Source organism: Anaerovibrio lipolyticus LB2005 (assembly GCF_000621545.1).
Classification (GTDB): Bacteria; Bacillota; Negativicutes; order Selenomonadales; family Selenomonadaceae; genus Anaerovibrio; species Anaerovibrio lipolyticus_A.
The window spans coordinates 20,199-37,043 of record NZ_JHYA01000017.1 but is presented as its reverse complement, the minus strand read 5'-3'; the positions used below and the strand labels follow the sequence as shown (position 1 = coordinate 37,043).

The 16,845-nt window shown below is 43.8% G+C and carries 15 protein-coding genes, 3 tRNA genes and 2 rRNA genes; 14 read left to right on the top strand and 6 right to left on the bottom strand.

What is annotated here, in order from left to right:
* The 7 genes from T355_RS0111605 to T355_RS0111575 form a co-directional block, all read left to right on the top strand.
* Nucleotides 1-289 (top strand): 23S ribosomal RNA (locus T355_RS0111605); the annotation flags it as partial.
* A gap of 66 nt (nucleotides 290-355) precedes the next feature.
* Nucleotides 356-472 (top strand): 5S ribosomal RNA (gene rrf, locus T355_RS0111600).
* 204 nt (nucleotides 473-676) lie between these two features.
* Nucleotides 677-1,180 (top strand): methyl-accepting chemotaxis protein, encoded by a 504-nt coding sequence (locus tag T355_RS0111595; RefSeq protein ID WP_027397899.1) that lies wholly within the window; start codon nucleotides 677-679, stop codon nucleotides 1,178-1,180.
* A gap of 128 nt (nucleotides 1,181-1,308) precedes the next feature.
* Nucleotides 1,309-1,384: transfer RNA gene (locus tag T355_RS0111590), tRNA-Val, on the top strand.
* A gap of 43 nt (nucleotides 1,385-1,427) precedes the next feature.
* Nucleotides 1,428-1,504 (top strand) — tRNA-Asp (locus T355_RS0111585).
* Nucleotides 1,505-1,511: 7 nt separating this feature from the next.
* A tRNA-Phe gene (locus T355_RS0111580) sits at nucleotides 1,512-1,587 on the top strand.
* Between the two features lie 68 nt (nucleotides 1,588-1,655).
* Nucleotides 1,656-2,270, top strand: coding sequence for a DedA family protein (locus tag T355_RS0111575; protein WP_027397898.1), 615 nt, complete (start codon nucleotides 1,656-1,658; stop codon nucleotides 2,268-2,270).
* A gap of 75 nt (nucleotides 2,271-2,345) precedes the next feature.
* Here the strand turns inward: T355_RS0111575 and T355_RS0111570 are convergent, their stop codons facing one another.
* Nucleotides 2,346-3,443 carry a hypothetical protein gene (locus T355_RS0111570; RefSeq protein WP_027397897.1) on the bottom strand — a complete coding sequence of 366 codons (1,098 nt, stop codon included), beginning with the start codon at nucleotides 3,441-3,443 and terminating at the stop codon, nucleotides 2,346-2,348.
* 294 nt (nucleotides 3,444-3,737) lie between these two features.
* Here T355_RS0111570 and T355_RS0111565 point away from each other — a divergent pair, with 294 nt between their 5' ends.
* On the top strand, nucleotides 3,738-5,054 hold the full coding sequence (locus T355_RS0111565) for a flagellin (protein ID WP_027397896.1): 1,317 nt from the start codon (nucleotides 3,738-3,740) through the stop codon (nucleotides 5,052-5,054).
* 117 nt (nucleotides 5,055-5,171) lie between these two features.
* Nucleotides 5,172-7,079 (top strand): fructose-bisphosphatase class III, encoded by a 1,908-nt coding sequence (locus T355_RS0111560; protein ID WP_027397895.1) that lies wholly within the window; start codon nucleotides 5,172-5,174, stop codon nucleotides 7,077-7,079.
* A 102-nt stretch (nucleotides 7,080-7,181) separates the two neighbouring features.
* On the opposite strand, the gene T355_RS0111555 is transcribed toward T355_RS0111560, so the two are convergent.
* From T355_RS0111555 to T355_RS0111540, 4 genes are read right to left on the bottom strand one after another with little or no spacing between them, the layout of a single operon-like run.
* Nucleotides 7,182-7,712: a 2-oxoacid:acceptor oxidoreductase family protein gene (locus T355_RS0111555; protein WP_027397894.1), complete on the bottom strand. Its 531-nt coding sequence runs from the start codon at nucleotides 7,710-7,712 to the stop codon at nucleotides 7,182-7,184.
* Nucleotides 7,709-8,533, bottom strand: coding sequence for a 2-oxoacid:ferredoxin oxidoreductase subunit beta (locus T355_RS0111550; RefSeq protein WP_027397893.1), 825 nt, complete (start codon nucleotides 8,531-8,533; stop codon nucleotides 7,709-7,711). The genes T355_RS0111555 and T355_RS0111550 overlap by 4 nt, the downstream gene beginning before the upstream one ends.
* Nucleotides 8,533-9,681 (bottom strand): 2-oxoacid:acceptor oxidoreductase subunit alpha, encoded by a 1,149-nt coding sequence (locus T355_RS0111545; RefSeq protein WP_027397892.1) that lies wholly within the window; start codon nucleotides 9,679-9,681, stop codon nucleotides 8,533-8,535. The genes T355_RS0111550 and T355_RS0111545 overlap by 1 nt, the downstream gene beginning before the upstream one ends.
* Entirely contained in the window at nucleotides 9,678-9,878 is a 201-nt protein-coding gene (locus T355_RS0111540; protein WP_027397891.1) for a 4Fe-4S binding protein, read from the bottom strand. The genes T355_RS0111545 and T355_RS0111540 overlap by 4 nt, the downstream gene beginning before the upstream one ends.
* A gap of 316 nt (nucleotides 9,879-10,194) precedes the next feature.
* Here T355_RS0111540 and pheA point away from each other — a divergent pair, with 316 nt between their 5' ends.
* From pheA to T355_RS0111525, 3 genes are all read left to right on the top strand, one after another.
* Nucleotides 10,195-11,052, top strand: a complete 858-nt coding sequence (gene pheA / locus T355_RS0111535) for a prephenate dehydratase (protein WP_027397890.1) — start codon at nucleotides 10,195-10,197, stop codon at nucleotides 11,050-11,052.
* A 202-nt stretch (nucleotides 11,053-11,254) separates the two neighbouring features.
* Nucleotides 11,255-12,289, top strand: a complete 1,035-nt coding sequence (gene aroF, locus T355_RS0111530; protein ID WP_027397889.1) for a 3-deoxy-7-phosphoheptulonate synthase — start codon at nucleotides 11,255-11,257, stop codon at nucleotides 12,287-12,289.
* A 55-nt stretch (nucleotides 12,290-12,344) separates the two neighbouring features.
* Nucleotides 12,345-13,994 (top strand): hybrid sensor histidine kinase/response regulator, encoded by a 1,650-nt coding sequence (locus T355_RS0111525; protein ID WP_027397888.1) that lies wholly within the window; start codon nucleotides 12,345-12,347, stop codon nucleotides 13,992-13,994.
* Nucleotides 13,995-14,068: 74 nt separating this feature from the next.
* On the opposite strand, the gene clpX is transcribed toward T355_RS0111525, so the two are convergent.
* Nucleotides 14,069-15,355: an ATP-dependent Clp protease ATP-binding subunit ClpX gene (gene clpX / locus T355_RS0111520; RefSeq protein ID WP_027397887.1), complete on the bottom strand. Its 1,287-nt coding sequence runs from the start codon at nucleotides 15,353-15,355 to the stop codon at nucleotides 14,069-14,071.
* 276 nt (nucleotides 15,356-15,631) lie between these two features.
* On the opposite strand from clpX, the gene rpmE reads away from it, so the two are divergent.
* On the top strand, nucleotides 15,632-15,829 hold the full coding sequence (gene rpmE, locus T355_RS0111515) for a 50S ribosomal protein L31 (protein ID WP_027397886.1): 198 nt from the start codon (nucleotides 15,632-15,634) through the stop codon (nucleotides 15,827-15,829).
* A gap of 105 nt (nucleotides 15,830-15,934) precedes the next feature.
* Complete coding sequence (locus T355_RS0111510; RefSeq protein WP_027397885.1) at nucleotides 15,935-16,840, top strand: DUF1385 domain-containing protein; 906 nt, start codon at nucleotides 15,935-15,937, stop codon at nucleotides 16,838-16,840.
* The last annotated feature ends 5 nt before the right edge of the window (nucleotides 16,841-16,845 follow it).

The window sequence follows — 16,845 nt, the reverse complement described above, 5'->3', positions numbered from 1 at the left end:
CATATCCATCGCGGGCGTAAGAGATTTGAAGGGAGCTGCTCCTAGTACGAGAGGACCGGAGTGGACGAACCAACGGTGTACCAGTTATGACGCCAGTTGTACAGCTGGGTAGCTGCGTTCGGAAGGGATAAACGCTGAAAGCATCTAAGCGTGAAACCCGCCTTGAGATGAGATCTCTCACAGAGTAATCTGGTAAGACTCCTTATAGACGATAAGGTAGATAGGCTGGAAGTGGAAGCGTGGTGACATGTGAAGCGGACCAGTACTAATAAGTCGAGGGCTTAACTTAAAAAGCACTTACTAAGATGGTTCTTGTTTCTGTATAGTTTTGGAGGTACATACTTCCAATAGAATATCCGGTGATGATGGCTATGTGGTCCCACCTGTTCCCATTCCGAACACAGTAGTTAAGCACATAAACGCCGAAAGTACTTGGCTGGAGACGGCCTGGGAGGATAGGAAGTTGCCGGTTAATAAAAAAGACTGTCTTTTGACAGTCTTTTTTATTACGTGGATTTGTATGTTGTCATGGGTCGTCTCCAGCCAACCTTCTCCTATACCATCAATAAAATATTTTTTATCTTTTTTTATCCTTTTGCAGGTATAGATGATTATATGTCGAATATAATCCTTTAGACACAGTTATCATTGGATAAAAATAGGGAGGACATGTGATATGGCAATAGATAATGAAGCTCAGAGCACTTTAGTAAAGGACATTGTTAGCTATGCGGACGTGGCTTTTGATGAGACCAGTTCTCTTGGAAGAAGCGCAGCTAAATTTAATGAAGTAGGTCAGGAGTCTGTTCAGCAGGCTAAGCTGTTGGCTGAAAAGAATGCTGAGACTATTAAGGCTCTTGGTATTATTGCTGAGATTGCTGAGGAGACCAATTTACTTTCCCTTAATGCTTCTATCGAGGCTGCCCGTGCCGGTGAACAGGGCCGCGGATTTGCTGTTGTAGCAGAGGAAGTAAGAAAGCTGGCTGAACAGTCCCGTAATGCTACCGAGAGTATTAAGAAAACCTTGAATGAGATGAATAAGGCTGTTACTGATATTACAGCTTCTATTAATGCAATTGAGGCTATGGGCCGTGAGCAGGCTGGTGCTGCAGAGCGTATAAATGCCAGTCTTACCAAGGTTGTGGATACCTCTAAAGAGCTCAAGGCGTCTATGGAATAATTAATTTCAAGAATAAGTTTTTAACATGCCTGATATTGTGTTATTGGGCATGTTTTTTTCTTGACATCATATTTTCTTTCCTGTATAATAGCTAATGTTGTGAGCAGGATATATTCCTGTTGGAAAGAGGGCGCTTAGCTCAGCTGGGAGAGCGTCTGCCTTACAAGCAGAATGTCAGCGGTTCGATCCCGTTAGCGCCCACCATGACAATTCCACGAGTTTATCTCGTGTTAATTTTACTAATAACGGCCCGGTAGTTTAGTTGGTTAGAATGCCGCCCTGTCACGGCGGAGGTCAGGGGTTCAAGTCCCCTTCGGGTCGCCATTTTTTTGCCTCGGTAGCTCAGTTGGTAGAGCAGGGGACTGAAAATCCCCGTGTCAGTGGTTCGATTCCGCTCTGAGGCACCATATAGTTTAGATGAGTCCGGTTTGGGGCTCTTTTTTTGTATTTTACTTATGACTGAAAGGATGTTTCTATGTCACAATTTGCGGATGTTTTTCTGGGCTTTATTGACCAGTGGGGATACTTGGCAGTAGCAGTTCTCATGGGGTTGGAAAATGCCTGCATTCCTATTCCAAGTGAGTTGATTTTAGGGTTTGCAGGTTATTTGATTTACATTGACCGTATGACCTTCTTTATGGCTACTGTTGCAGGTATGATAGGCGGTATGGTGGGATCCATTCTCACTTATTATGTAGGGCATTTAGGTGGAAGACCATTTGTAGATAAGTACGGTAAGTATTTTTTTATGAAGAAATCCCATGTGGATATTGCCCAGGAGTGGTTCGATAAATACGGTGTAAAGGCTGTTTTTTTCAGCCGTATGTTGCCAGTGGTCCGTACCTTTATCTCATTGCCAGCTGGTTTTGCCCATGTTGATATCAAGAAGTTTATTTTTTATACCTTTGTTGGTTCACTTCCATGGACCATGCTTATCTTGGGCATTGGTATGATGCTGGGTGAAGGATGGAAGGTCATGATGGAGGTTGGTCATGAAATCAGTATTGCCTTCTGCGTGATTCTGGTGCTTGTGGCTGCTGTTACGTATTATAAGTACAGCAAGAGGAAAAAGGCCAAAAAAGAAGTTTAATATCTATTTTTATATTTGCTAAGTAAATAACAAACCCGTGGTGAGTTTTCACCACGGGTAATTTTTTTGCAGGATTTATGGAATTGTTGAGGTTTTACTGCTGCTGATGGCGGTGTTCTTCACCACATCATCGGTACGGTAGTCTATGTCCATAGCGTCCTTTTGATAGGATTTGGCAACGTTAAATTCATTAGGTGAATCCGTCTCCAGGGCTTCTATAAAATGCCTCCAGGCTTCAACAGTAAGTCTTGTGGATTCTTTTCTTTGGGCTGCCAGATACTGGGCACCATCAATTACAGGGATATTATCCAGCTCCTGTTGACGTTTTTCTAAGGCAGGAATAATATCAGAACGTATATAGGAAACCATTTTGCTTCTCATATTGGCAGTAAGAATACCATCAGAGGATTTATCCAGTTTTTTGAAGCGTGTTTGCTGGCTGTCCAAAATATCATTATATTTTTCGATGATGTCGGCAGTGGCATCCATGTATTTTTTCAGTCCCTTTTCCTGTATTGGACTGAGGAAATCAAGATAGTCACGGTAGTTCTTGATTTCGCATACCCTCCAGTCCCCATCACGTTTTATCATGATAACCTGGAGAGTAAATTGGGTGCCTGTATAGGTATCCTTAACGACGATTTTGGCGACAGCTTCATTAGAGCCGCTTTTCCTAACGCTTTCTATCTTCACAAATTCTGTGTTGCGAAGCTGGGAGCGCTCCACAAGATACTCATAATCTATACCTAACTGGCGTCCCTTTAAGAGATTGTTTCCTGTAGGTACTGACCATTTGCCGGTGGGGATATAATCCAAAATCAAGGAATTTGTGTCACTGACTACCTGGGGCTTTATCTTCATGTAGAAGGTTTCAAACATCACCTTTGTTTCCGTGGTGAGGTGGCTGTCATGGGCAAACATATCCCGGGTCAGGTCATCGTAGGCTTTGCCGGTAATACTTTCCAGGTCACAATATCTTTCTATAGTGGCCTGATCCTTAGTTTTAAAAGCCTGTTGTAATTTATTTAAAGCATATTCTGGTGTTGAGGCATAAAAGAAATACCAAAATACATATCCTAGAATTGCAGATATAAGTATAATAGCAACAATTCGCTGAATTCTGGTTCGTCTACGACCTTGGGCAAGCATGTCCTGCCAGTCGATATGTTTCATTATATAGAGATCCTCCCTTGAGGTTAAATATCACTCGTATTATTATAACGCATTTGTTCAGATTTTTCTTCTAAAAAGAAAAATATTCTATATGAGCGTTTCGACGAGGTTTCAGTATTTCTCGTCATAACGCATTTGTTCAAATTTTTCTTTAAAAAAGAAATATTATTCTCAGAAAAAATCATAAATTTTATTTAATTATTCTACTGTAAATGTCGATAAACATATACAAGGATAATGATGTCGTGGAGTATCAAGGATGATACATTAGCTAAAGGCAGGGAGGTAATACGTATGGCTACCATCGGTTCATATGCCCAGCAACTATCGCTCCTCAATAAGATGAATTATAACTATAAAATGGCAATGAAGAGTGCTAATCAGGTTGCTACCGGCAATAGGGTTAATTCGGCCAAGGATGATACTTCGATATATGCTATTGGTAAGCGTATGGATGTGGAGATAGGTGCCCTTGGTCAGGCAACATCCAATGTACAGACTGGCAATAGTATGTTAAATGTGGCAAGCGGTGCCATGGATAATACTCTGGATATATTGACTACTTTAAAGGAGAAGGCCATTGCTGCCGCGAACTCCACAGCAAAGGATAGTGATCGGGCTACTATTCAAAAGGAGTTAAACCAGTATATAGATCAGATTAACGATAATTCTCTGGTAACCTATAATGGCAAGTATTTGCTTAATGGTTCCAATAAGGCGGCTACTCTGGAAACAAATCAGGCTTATACCAACAGCAGCTTGGGGCTGGATACTACTGGGGCTACTAAGCTCACTGACCTTACCCGTCGTCAGGGAGATAGCCTGAATATTGATGCAACGGATACTGTAAATGTTTCCTTTGTAAAGGATGGCAAGACCTATTCAACCTCCTTCACTGCCGGAGAATACACTCTTGAGGATATTTTCAAAAAGGCAAATGAGGCTGGGGCCGGGGATGTGTTTGATACTTCATCTATGGATACAGCTACCTCTGTGATTGGTACTGATGCCAGTGGCAAGGAGCTCCACACAGTGGATGACCAGAATGCCGTTACCGTTAAGGCTGCTCAGGCAGGTACTGCAGGCTCCATTGCGGGATTTACAATTTCTGTTACGGACGCTGAGGGTAATGTGAAGAAGTCTACCAATACGGCCTTGGATGATTTTACTGAAACAATTGGGGCAGCAGATACCAGAGGGGATAATTCCTTGGTGCTTCATACTGGTTCTGAGTCTACCCAAAATATGCACGTGGCATTTGGGGACACCAGCGCCAGAGGTTTGGGGCTTCAGGGCTCTGACGGTTCCTATCTAAGTGTTGGTACCCAGGAGGATGCCAATGCAGCTATCAATGTTATTGATAATGCAATTAATCGCATCCTTGATCAGCAGACAAGCGTGGGTGCTATGCAATCAAGGCTGGATTACACCCATAACAATCTCGTTACCCAGCAGACTAATGTTACTGATGCAATGACTACTATTATCGGCTCTGATATGGCAAAAGCTATTACACAGTTTACCAGCTACAACATTCAGATGCAGGCTTCACAGGCAATGCTGGCTCAGTCCATGAGCAACTCCTCATGGTTCCTGAATTTGCTGCAGTAACTTAAAACATGAAAAGGGACTGGTAAAACAGTCCCTTTTTTTAGTACAATAGGAGTTAAGGAAAAGGGGTTGTTTTACCCTTAGTTTTAGACGTAAAAAAAGAAAGGCACTTTACTGATGAAAGCACCAATTACGAATTTGCAAAAGCAGAAGCAAAGATATTTAAGGCTGCTGGCAGAGAAGTATCCTACCAAGGAATCAGTATATTCAAATCTGATTCATCTTCAGGCAAGCCTTAGCCTGCCAAAGGGCGTTGAGCATTTTTTAAGTGATTTACACGGTGAGTATGAGCTCTTTTATCACATTTTCAACAACTGCTCCGGCGTTATCAAAGAGAAGGTGGATTATGTATTCGGGGCCCGCTTGACTGATGAGGAAAAGGCTGAGTTTTGCACCCTCATATACTATCCAAAGGAAAAGATTGAGCAGATGAGGGATAAGCGCCGCAATAATCCAGAGTGGTATCGGGAAAGTCTGGCCAGGCTCCTTGAAGTGGTAAAGCTCATGAGCTACAAGTATCCTTTGGACAAGGTGAACAGCTTTGTTCCGAAGCGTTACCGCAGCGTTATTATGGAGCTGCTGAACACTCATCCTGAGGCTGACCATGCCCAATTCATTTATCATAAGCGGCTTTTGAATATGATTGTCCAGGTGGATGGGGCATCAGATTTTATTATTGCTCTTACTATTTTGATAAAACGGCTGGCAGTTGACCACATGCATATTGTGGGAGATTTCTTCGACAGAGGAAACCGTCCTGATGCTATTATGGAAATGGTGATGAATTATCCGTCAATTGATATCCAGTGGGGTAATCACGATGTTATGTGGATGGGAGCGGCCTGTGGCAGTGATGTTTGTATTGCTGGTGTTGTTAGGAACAGCTTAAGATACAACAACACGGACGTCTTGGAAAAGGGGTATGCTATTAGTCTTAGACCTCTATCTCTGTTTGCCCATAGGATTTATCCTGATGAGAGCCCGTTAAAGGCATCAGAAAAGGCCATGTCCATGATTATGTTTAAGCTGGAGGGGCAGCTTATTAAACGTAATCCGGATTTCCATATGGACAGTCGTTTGCTGTTGGAATATATTGACCACAAGACCTCCTGCTTCAAAAAGGATGGGAAGAAATATGAGTTATCCTCTGCCTACTTCCCAACCATAGATCCTAAAAATCCTTATGAGCTGACCAAGGAAGAAGCAGCTATTATGGAGCACTTAAAGTCCTTCTTCATTGAAAGTGAGCCATTGCGCCGTCATGTGGATTATCTGTATAAGCATGGCAGTGTTTATACCTGCTTTAATGGAAATTTACTTTTCCACGGCTGTGTGCCTCTTAATAATGATGGCTCCTTTAAGGAAGTTACCTTTGATGGCAAGAAATATAAGGGCCGCGCTTATCTGGACTTTGTAGATCAGCTGGCCAGAAAAGCCCAGTCGGGTAAGGACCAGCGGGCTTTGGATTTCATGTGGTTCCTTTGGAGCGGTCTCCTTTCTCCAATCAGTGGTCGTGAGTTCCGCACCTTTGAGCGCATGTTCCTTGTGGATGAGTCCACCTGGAAAGAGCCTGCAGACCCATATTATAAGTTGATAAACAAGGAAGAGGTTTGCGAAAAAATTTTGGAGGAGTTTGGCCTTGATCCTGAGGAGGGTCATATTATCAACGGCCATGTTCCTGTAAAAGTAAAGAAGGGTGAGACCCCTGTAAAGGCCAACGGCAAGGCCATTGTTATCGATGGCGGCTTCTGTCGTGCTTATCATAACAAAACCGGCATTTCCGGCTATACCCTTATATCCAACTCCCGTGGCTTAAGGCTTCTGGAGCATCAAACAGTGGCAGATGTAAAGGAAGCTCTGAAGAATAACAAGGACATTGAGTCTGTATCTGAAACGCTGGAACTGCAATCCAAAAACACCAGTGTGGGGGATACTGACGAGGGCAAGATTATTCAGGAAGAAATTACGGACCTGTATAATCTTTTGACAGCGTACCAGAATGGAACCTTGAAGCCTAAGGATTAAAAAATTATCTGCCTATTATCATGATATTAAAAATACCTCCTGATAGGAGTGGCGTAAGCTATTCCCGTCAGGAGGTATTTTTTTTAGACTATTTTGTTGGTTTTATTTTTCTGGCACAGCATCCCAGCCCACCTGAAGAGCCTTCATGTTCTGCTCTACAGTGTGAGGTGGTACACGGTTGGCAACGGCCTTTTTGATGGATTCAAAATCAACGAGACCGGTTATGCGAACCAATGCACCTAAAGCCACAATGTTGGCAAAGAGAGATTTTCCGATTTCCTCAACTGCCAGCTTAGTAATAGGGATGCGAATAATGTTTTTAAACTTAGGTGGTTCAGGCACCAGATCGGTATCAAGCACAAGAACGCCTTCAGGATTAAGGTCAGCATAATATTTATCTGCGGCCTTCTGGGTCATGGCCAGTACTAAATCCGGAACCTCAACATGAGGATGATAGATTGGCTGGTCATCAATAATAACCTCGGATTTGGAAGCACCACCGCGGGCCTCAGGGCCATAGGACTGGGACTGAACAGCCTCCTTGCCTTCTGCTACGGCAGCTTCAGCAAAAATAATAGCAGCGGTTATTACACCCTGGCCACCAGAGCCAGATAATCTAAGCTGTTTTCTCATTTATCAGCACCTCCTGCAATCTGAATAACCTCGTTGTATGCAGTTGCATAATCTGTTTCGCTTTCATTGTAGAAGAGGCCGATAGGGAATTTTTCCTCAGTCTTCTTATCATCTGGCAGTTTGTCCCAAGCTGCCTTCATAACAGCATTGTCACGCATCCACATCATCATCTTGGCAGGGTCAGCCATCTTGTTTTTACGTCCGAAGGAAGTTGGGCACTGGCAGATGGCCTCTACAAAGGAGAAGCCCTTGTTGTCGATACCACCGGCAATCATGTCCGTAAGGTGCTGAACATGGAAGGCTGTAGAGCGGGCTACATAGGTAGCACCGGCAGCCTCGGCCAGACGGCAGGCATCAAAGTTTCTGTCAATAGCACCATAAGGAGCTGTGGTGGCCTTCTTGTGGGTAGGAGTCATAGGAGAAGCCTGACCACCAGTCATACCATAGATACTGTTGTTAAAGAGTACCACAGTAAGATCAACATTACGACGGCAGCCGTGAATGAAGTGATTGCCACCAATTGCAGTGCAGTCACCATCACCGGTTATGACGATAACATTAAGCTCAGGATTTGCTAGCTTAATACCAGTGGCAAAAGGAATAGCACGGCCATGAGCTGTATGGAGAGTGTCAAAATCCATATAGCCGGAAGCTCTGGAGGAGCAGCCGATACCGGAAACTATAACTGTTTTATCCTGGTCCAGACCCTTCTTTTCAATGGCCTGAACAATAGCCTTCATAACGATACCGTTACCACAGCCTGGACACCAGAGGTGTGGCAGGCGATTCTGACGAAAATATTTTTCAAAAGATCTTTCCATTATGCCTTACCTCCTGCTACAAGCTCATCAATACCAGCTTCGATCTCTGCTGGCTCAAAGATAGTCATGTCATATTTTGCACAGAGCTCTACAGGGCACTTGCCGGCAACAACACGTTCAACTTCGCCTACAAGCTGGCCATAATTCAGCTCGGCCACAAGTATACCCTTAACCTTTTCAGCTATCTTCTTAATAGCCTTGTCAGCAAATGGCCAGATGGTAATAAGACGCACCATACCTACCTTGATTCCCTTCTTGCGGGCATTGGCAACAGCTTCATAAGCCGTACGGGCAGTGCCACCAAAGGCAACTACTGCATATTCAGCATCATCCATGAAATATTCCTCTACATGGGTGATTTCATCCCGGGCAATGTCGATTTTTTCGTGTAGACGCTTGGTTACCTCACGAGTAATTTTTGGACTGCCGATAGGGAAACCAGTATCATCATGAATTAGGCCGGTAACATGAATGTGATAGCCTTCACCGAAGTTGGCGGTGTTAGGAACCAGATCCTTGTCAGGAGTAAATGGCTCGTAGCCTTCTGCTCTGGAGCAGGTAGGCTTACGGCGTGGATATATTTCGATGGCTGATGCCTCAGGAAGCTCCACCTTTTCCCGCAAGTGGCCAACGATTTCATCCATCAGGAGAATAACAGGAGTGCGGAAACGTTCGGAATAATTAACGGCCATAACCGCAGTATCAAATGCCTCACGCACACTCCATGGTGACAGGGCAATCATTGGATGGTCGCCATGGGTACCCCAGCGGGCCTGCATTACATCACCCTGGGAAGGGGCTGTAGGCTGACCAGTGGATGGACCCACACGCTGAACATTTACAATAACAACTGGAATTTCAGCAGCAGCAGCATAGCCGATAAGCTCCTGCTTCAGGGAAATACCAGGACCGGAGGATGCAGTAACAGCTTTTTTTCCAGCCAAGGATGCGCCTAAGACAACACCCATACTGGCAATTTCGTCCTCCATCTGAACAAACTTACCACCAACAGTTGGCAGCAGCTTTGCCATACCTTCTGCAACCTCTGTAGAAGGTGTAATAGGGTAACCGCCAAAGAAGCGTACGCCTGCCGCTAACGCGCCCTCTACACAGGCCTCATTACCTTGCATCAATCTCGCTTTACTCATGCCTTCACCTTCTTATCTACAAAAATTGCATAATCTGGACAACGAAGTTCGCACTGGCCACAGGCAATGCAGGCATCGGCATTAACTACCATTACCTTTCCCAGCTCGTCCACGGCAAGAACCTGCTTTGGGCAAAATGCCACGCAGATACCACACCCCTTGCACCGCGGCAGCTTGATAGTAATTTCGGAATTCATTTTCTCCCCTCCAATTACTCAAATAATACACATGGCATTCTTTTAGAAAAAATCTAATGATGCACTCTTAATTAGATTATATCAGAATTTTGTCAATATTTAATAAATTTATCAAACATTTTTGACAGTATACAAAAATAAAATACTATCTATACCAAAATATTATAGTTCGCTATAGCAATATGAAAAACATCTGTCAATATATGTAGTCTGGAGTTGTAACAATATTGCCAATTATTGCTACAAAATATATAATATCCTTACATTATTACAATATTTTGAGTATTAATATTTGGCAGGGACAGGTGGTTTGTTAGTGGAAACTTTAGGGTATTTGGGTCCTGTGGGAACCCACAGCGAAGCAGCAGCATTATATTTGAACGATCAGCTTACAGAAAGGTGTAAGCTGGTGCCTCTTGCCAATATTTATGCGGCTATTCATGCAGTGGAAACGGGAGCTGTGGACACCTGCCTGGTTCCAGTAGAAAACTCCATAGAGGGCTCCATTAATATTACTCTGGATACCCTTGCCAACAGTGATGGCCTTAAGGTTATCCGGGAGCTTATTTGGGGGGTTCATAATCATCTCATGGCAAAGAGCAAGGAAAACGTGGTTACCAAGATTCTTTCCCATGCCCAGCCTTTGGCCCAATGTAGGGAATATCTGATGAATAATTATCCCCATGCTGAGCAGGACGCAGTGGTCAGTTCTGCTGCCGCTGCCACCCAGGTGGGAGAAATGCCAGAAGATAGCGGTTGGGCGGCTATCTGTACTGAAAGGGCTGGAGAAATGAATGGTCTTGTGGCTCTTGACCACAATATTGAGGATCATCACAATAATTCCACCCGGTTTTATCAGCTTGCCCGCAGTGATTATAAGGTGGAGCTTCCAGAGGAAAAAACTCTTATTATCTGTCAGATTGATGGTAAGGATGCGGGGCGTCTTTGCGAGGTGCTTTTGGAGATGGCCACCAGGGATGTGAATATGACCCGTATTGAATCACGACCTGCAAGAACAGGGCTAGGGGAGTATATTTTCTTCTTTGATGTGGATGTACCCAAAAGAATAGTAAATCTCGATGCGGCTATGCACGGAATCCGCCGCAAGAGTGTTTGGCTAAAAAATCCGGGGCGTTTTCCTGTTATTCGTGCCGACAACAAAAAAGAGGTGTGATGTATATTTTGCCTTTGGCAAAATATGAGTAATAGCGTTATAATATTAAGAAAGAGTTTTTTTCCGATGCTAACGGCTGCTAAGACTCCTACTTCTAAGGTAGGAGTAAAGCATCAGTAAAGTCCTGGGTAAAATTCAACTAAATTCAGGTGGAGTTTAAAACTCCATCTGAATAAAGTATCATTTTATTACGAGGTATTTAATGGTTATTATTATGCGGGCTGGTGCTGCTGAGAGCAGCATTCAGGAGGTTATAAGGGCAATTGAATACAACGGTCTCTCCGGTAAGGTCATGGAGGGAGAGTTTCAGACAATTATAGGCGTTATAGGTGACCGGGAAAAGATGTGCTGTCTTAATGTGGAGTCACTTGAGGGTGTAGAAAAAGCAGTGAGTATTTCTAAGAGTTACAAGTTGGTTAGTCGTGAATATCATCCCCAGCCTACGGTGATTGATATAGGTGGAATTAAAATCGGTGATGGCAATTTGGTGGCTATAGCTGGTCCATGTGCAGTGGAATCCAAGGAACAGATAATGCAGGCTGCTGATATAGTAAAGTCAGGAGGTGCCCAGTTCCTAAGGGGGGGCGCTTACAAGCCAAGAACCTCACCTTATTCATTCCAAGGCTTGGAGGAGCTGGGATTGAAATATTTGGCAGAGGCCGGTGAGCGCACTGGATTAAAAATAGTTTCAGAGGTAACTGAGGTCGAAAATGTAAATAAGGTTGCCGAGTACGTGGATGTACTCCAGATTGGTGCGAGAAATATGCAGAATTTCCGACTTCTCAAGGAAGTGGGGCGCCAAAATAAACCGGTACTTTTGAAGCGTGGTATATCAGCTACCATAGATGAGTGGCTCAATGCTGCCGAGTATATTATGAGTGAGGGCAATGAACGGATTATTTTGTGCGAGCGTGGTATCAGAAGCTACGAGGAATATACCCGTAATACTTTGGATTTAAGTGCTGTGGCGGCAGTTAAGCATTTGTCCCATTTACCAATTATTGTTGATCCAAGCCATGGAACTGGCAAGTGGCGTATGGTAAAGCCAATGGCTTTTGCTGCTGTGGCCGCAGGAGCTGATGGCCTCATGATGGAAATGCACCCTGATCCGGCGAAGGCCCTTTCCGATGGACCACAGTCCTTAACCCCTGAGCACTACAGGGATATAATGGACGGTGTCAGCCGACTGGCTGCATTTTTGCAGGAATCTGGTTTGGCGATACGTGATATTGGATAATTGTAGATTTTAGACCTGTTTGTAAAAGCATCTTTAAATAGGACGGGAATGTAATATGAGCGAAGACAATGTAAAAGACAAAGAAACTAATAGTGGATTGGCTGAGAATGATATGGAACGCACAGTTATTGAGCGGGCTATCCATGATAATGTAGATTTTATCGGTTACATTGATGTTAAGTCCGGGAAAATACGGATATTAAGGCATAATGATACTTTTTTCAACGATGATATGGAGCTGGTTTCTGATTACGATGAAGCCATAGCTCACCTCATCAATGAGCATATGCTGGATGAAGACAAGAGTATTTGCCATAAAATGCTGCAGCTTGCTAATATTGTGGATACTGTAAATATGTTTGGTGAATTTACAGGTACCTTTAAGTTATTCCATGAGAATGGCAGGGCTCTGCATTATAAAAAGTTTACCCTTCGCTATCTGGATAAGAAGGCAAAGGATGTTTTAATTGCTGTACAGACGGATATTACGGAAATTACCACTGAGAACCGCCAGATGCAGGATGCCATGCGTGGTGCCCTTAAGCATGCTGAGAGTATCAGCAGGGCAAAATCTCAATTGCTGTTCCAGATGAGTAAGGAAATCAAGACCCCACTGAATACTATTGTCAGTATGACCGAGCTGGGCAAGGGACGCTCTGAGCAAAAGGAATATGTAAATTATTGTCTTGATAAAATAGAGGCGTCATCTAAGGTCGTACTGGATATGATTGAAAATGTAAGGGCTCTTTCCCATGTGGAAAACAATGATATCCAGCTTAACAATGATGTGGTGCTGTTTCAGCCATTTATTGAAACTGTGGCAGGCAAGGCTAAGGCTGATGCCTATGCAAAGAAGATAAATTTCCAGCTGGAAGTAGACCCTAATGTGGCCAAGTGCTTCCGTTTTGATGCAGACAGAATGCGTCAGGTTCTAAAAAATATTCTCAATAATGCCATTAAATTTACAAAGCGTTTTGGCACGATAACTTTAATCGTCAAATGTATGGCCGAGAAGTACGGCAGACAGTCGCTGGAAATTTCCATAAAGGATACCGGTATTGGTATTGAGGACAGCTTTAAGCCAAGGGTATTTGAAGCATTTTCTCAGGAGTCGGAGGACAATGTTTATGGTGGTTCTGGCCTTGGACTGGCTATCTGCAACCATATCATTAAGAAAATGGGCGGCATTATCGATTTTGACAGCACCAAGGGCGTTGGCTCCACATTTAGGATCAACGTGGATTTGGATGTGGCAACCTCTACCTATCAGCTAAAGGATGATGAGGAAGATATTTGTCGCGGATGCAGAGTTCTATTGGCTGAGGATAATGAGATTAACCTGGAAATCTGCCAGCAGCTTTTGGTGGCAAGGGGGATGGATGTGGACGTGGCTGAAAATGGCCAGGAGGCGCTTAGCCTGTATATGTCCAATGCACCAGGAACCTATGATTTAATTTTTATGGATGTAAGAATGCCTTATATGGACGGACTTACAGCTACCAAGAAGATAAGGAGCTCAGGAAAGTCTGACAGCAAGACTGTACCAATTCTGGCCCTTACGGCCAATGCCCGGGATGAAGATATTAGCCAATCCTTTGAAGCTGGAATGGACGCGCATTTAACAAAGCCGATTAATGTGGAAGATCTGTATAGATGTATTGAAAAGGCCCTGCGGGGAGAACTGGCCCGACGCACTGGGAATTAAAATTTCAGAAACAAAAAAGAAGTTCAGCCATTCACCATATTATCTGGTGATAGCTGAGCTTCTTTTTGTTAATATCAGATTTTTTCTATTGTAGGTTCTGCACCGTTGTTGATGCAGTCTGCAGTGATGGTTACCCTGCGTGTATCATCGGAGCGTGGAATGTCAAACATTACATCCAGCATTGTGTCTTCGATAATTCCCTTCAGGGAACGGGCACCGGTTTTTCTTTCAATAGCCTTTTTGGCCACAGCTCTGAGGGCTTCCTCATCAAATTCCAGCTGCACGTTGTCCATTTCCATCAGCTTCTGGTATTGTTTTACTGGAGCATTTTTTGGCTCGGTGAGGATTCTCAAGAGGGCGTCCTCATCAAGATTTTCCAGAGTACAGATGATTGGAAGGCGGCCGATAATTTCCGGGATAATGCCGAATTTCATCAAATCCTCAGGGGTAGTCTGGTGAATCAGCTCATCAAATTTTGGCTTGTCATTCTTGCCCTCAATCTTGGAGCCAAAGCCCATATTGGCATCGTTTTTTCTGAGGCGTTTGGCGATAATCTTGTCGATACCTACGAAGGCACCACCTACAATGAAGAGAATGTTTTTGGTGTCCACCTTGATGGTTGGAGCCTCAGGATGTTTGCGTTGACCTCTGGCGGTAAATTCCACCACATTGCCCTCCAGCATCTTCAGTAAAGCCTGCTGTACACCTTCGTGTCCAGGGTCAGCAGTAATTGTATTATTTTCACCTGATTTTCTGGCAATTTTGTCAAATTCATCAAGATAGATAATACCATGCTCACAACGGCTGATATCCTTGTCGGCAGCGTAGTAGAGGTTGCGTACAGCCACTTCCACGTCGGCACCTACGAAGCCTGCTTCCGTAAGACTGGAGGCATCTGTAACGGCAAATGGAATATCCAGCATTCTGGCCAGATGGGAAAGAAGTGCAGTTTTACCGCAGCCGGAAGGTCCAAGGATAATAACATTGGACTTCTCAATTTCGTCACCATCGTCCTCTGGATGCTGAAAGCCGTACTTCATACGTTTATAATGATTATAAATTGCTACGGAAAGCACCTTCTTGGCCTGATCCTGATTGATAATGAACTGGTCAAGATATTCTTTTACCATGTGAGGCTTTATGCGGTTAAGCTCATCGTTGATGGCCTTTTCGGTCTCAATGTGCTGCTGGGCTTCCTCCACCTCTTTATGGTCCTCAATAAGATGATATATATCTTTTATGCAGTTGGCACAAAGGGAAAAACCAGAACGGGGATCATAGATTGGCACATCGTACTGGGTTTTCGCCACAACCTTTCGCTTACAGAAGCTACAGGTAACTGTAGGGTCATTACTGTTCATAAGTGTTTACCTTTTACCTTTCTATATCTATTGTAATCTTTTCTCACAAAGTCTCTTACATATTATGGTAGAAAAGCAATTTTTTTTCAAGAAAATTTTCTGTGGAAAATGTTGCATGGGTATAGTCGGTGTGTTATAATATCACAAGTTAGGCGCAGTGCGTCTAAAAAGTTGATTTTTTCGGCTTTGCCCCTGTTTGGGAAGCATCGTCGGACCAAGTCTTCGCAGAGAGGACTTGTAATTCTCCCAATTATGGGGAAAAGCGAGGTGTATAGAATGAAGGCAGGTATTCATCCAGAATTCCACGAAGCAAAGGTTATTTGCGGTTGCGGCAACACCTTTACTACCGGCTCTACCAAGACTGAGCTGAGAGTTGATGTGTGCTCCAAGTGCCATCCTTTCTTCACTGGTCGTCAGCGCGATATCGCAGCTGGTGGTCGTATTGAGAAGTTCAACAAGCGTTACGCAAAGTAATAACTCAATCATTAATGAGCAGGGCAGAAATGCTCTGCTCATTTGTATATGCGGATTTTTTTGAAAGCAATCACCCTGTAGGGGTTAAATATATATGAGGTTTATATGAGCGAGAAAAAGTTAAGTATCGGCGGTCAGGCCGTTATAGAGGGTGTAATGATGCGGGGGCCAGAAAAGGTGGCTACTGCTGTCCGTACTCCTGATAAAAAAATAGAATTGGATATCAGACCAGTCAATTCCATTAGCGACAGATTTCCTATTTTGAAGAAGCCAATGCTGCGTGGTTGTGTTTCCTTGGGGGAATCCTTGGTCATGGGACTTCGTTCTCTGTCCTATTCTGCCCAGATGGCAGGGGAGGAGGATGAGCAGCTGACCGACAAGGAATTGGCAGGAACCATAGTATTTGCCTTTGTAATGGCAGCAGTGTTGTTTGTGGCCATTCCCACCGGGGCAGCCAAGCTATTTCATTTTATTACTGAGGATCCTGTATTTTTAAATCTTATGGAGGGTGCTCTGCGCCTCCTGATTTTTGTTGGTTACATTGGTGCCATTTCATTGATGAAGGATATCCAGCGGGTTTTTCAATATCATGGGGCGGAGCATAAAACCATCGCCTGCTTTGAGGCTGGTGAAGCATTGACTGTGGAAAATGTGAAAAAACACACCAGACTCCATAAGCGTTGCGGTACATCCTTTTTGCTTATCGTTATGCTGGTAAGTATTTTTGTCTTTGCCTTTTTGGGGTGGCCAGATTTGTGGCTGAGAATTTTAAGCCGTGTAATACTTTTGCCGGTGGTGGCTGGTATTTCCTATGAGATTATTAAGCTGTCCGCTAATTCCGATAACTGCGTTTTGGGCTGGGCTATTAAGCCAGGTCTGTGGCTTCAGTATATGACCACCCGGGAACCAGATGACGATATGATAGAGGTGGCCATTGAGTCAGCCAAGGCAGTTTTGCCGGAGGATAAAATCCCTGCCGGTACCGCCAATTATATACAAGATATTTCATAATGCAA

Bases quoted from the DNA above. Each gene is read 5' to 3' on its own strand.
- T355_RS0111595 (WP_027397899.1), top strand. From the start codon at position 677: ATGGCAATAGATAATGAAGCTCAGAGCACTTTAGTAAAGGACATTGTT.
- T355_RS0111575 (WP_027397898.1), top strand. From the start codon at position 1,656: ATGTCACAATTTGCGGATGTTTTTCTGGGCTTTATTGACCAGTGGGGA.
- T355_RS0111570 (WP_027397897.1), bottom strand. From the start codon at position 3,443: ATGAAACATATCGACTGGCAGGACATGCTTGCCCAAGGTCGTAGACGA.
- T355_RS0111565 (WP_027397896.1), top strand. From the start codon at position 3,738: ATGGCTACCATCGGTTCATATGCCCAGCAACTATCGCTCCTCAATAAG.
- T355_RS0111560 (WP_027397895.1), top strand. From the start codon at position 5,172: ATGAAAGCACCAATTACGAATTTGCAAAAGCAGAAGCAAAGATATTTA.
- T355_RS0111555 (WP_027397894.1), bottom strand. From the start codon at position 7,712: ATGAGAAAACAGCTTAGATTATCTGGCTCTGGTGGCCAGGGTGTAATA.
- T355_RS0111550 (WP_027397893.1), bottom strand. From the start codon at position 8,533: ATGGAAAGATCTTTTGAAAAATATTTTCGTCAGAATCGCCTGCCACAC.
- T355_RS0111545 (WP_027397892.1), bottom strand. From the start codon at position 9,681: ATGAGTAAAGCGAGATTGATGCAAGGTAATGAGGCCTGTGTAGAGGGC.
- T355_RS0111540 (WP_027397891.1), bottom strand. From the start codon at position 9,878: ATGAATTCCGAAATTACTATCAAGCTGCCGCGGTGCAAGGGGTGTGGT.
- aroF (WP_027397889.1), top strand. From the start codon at position 11,255: ATGGTTATTATTATGCGGGCTGGTGCTGCTGAGAGCAGCATTCAGGAG.
- T355_RS0111525 (WP_027397888.1), top strand. From the start codon at position 12,345: ATGAGCGAAGACAATGTAAAAGACAAAGAAACTAATAGTGGATTGGCT.
- clpX (WP_027397887.1), bottom strand. From the start codon at position 15,355: ATGAACAGTAATGACCCTACAGTTACCTGTAGCTTCTGTAAGCGAAAG.
- rpmE (WP_027397886.1), top strand. From the start codon at position 15,632: ATGAAGGCAGGTATTCATCCAGAATTCCACGAAGCAAAGGTTATTTGC.
- T355_RS0111510 (WP_027397885.1), top strand. From the start codon at position 15,935: ATGAGCGAGAAAAAGTTAAGTATCGGCGGTCAGGCCGTTATAGAGGGT.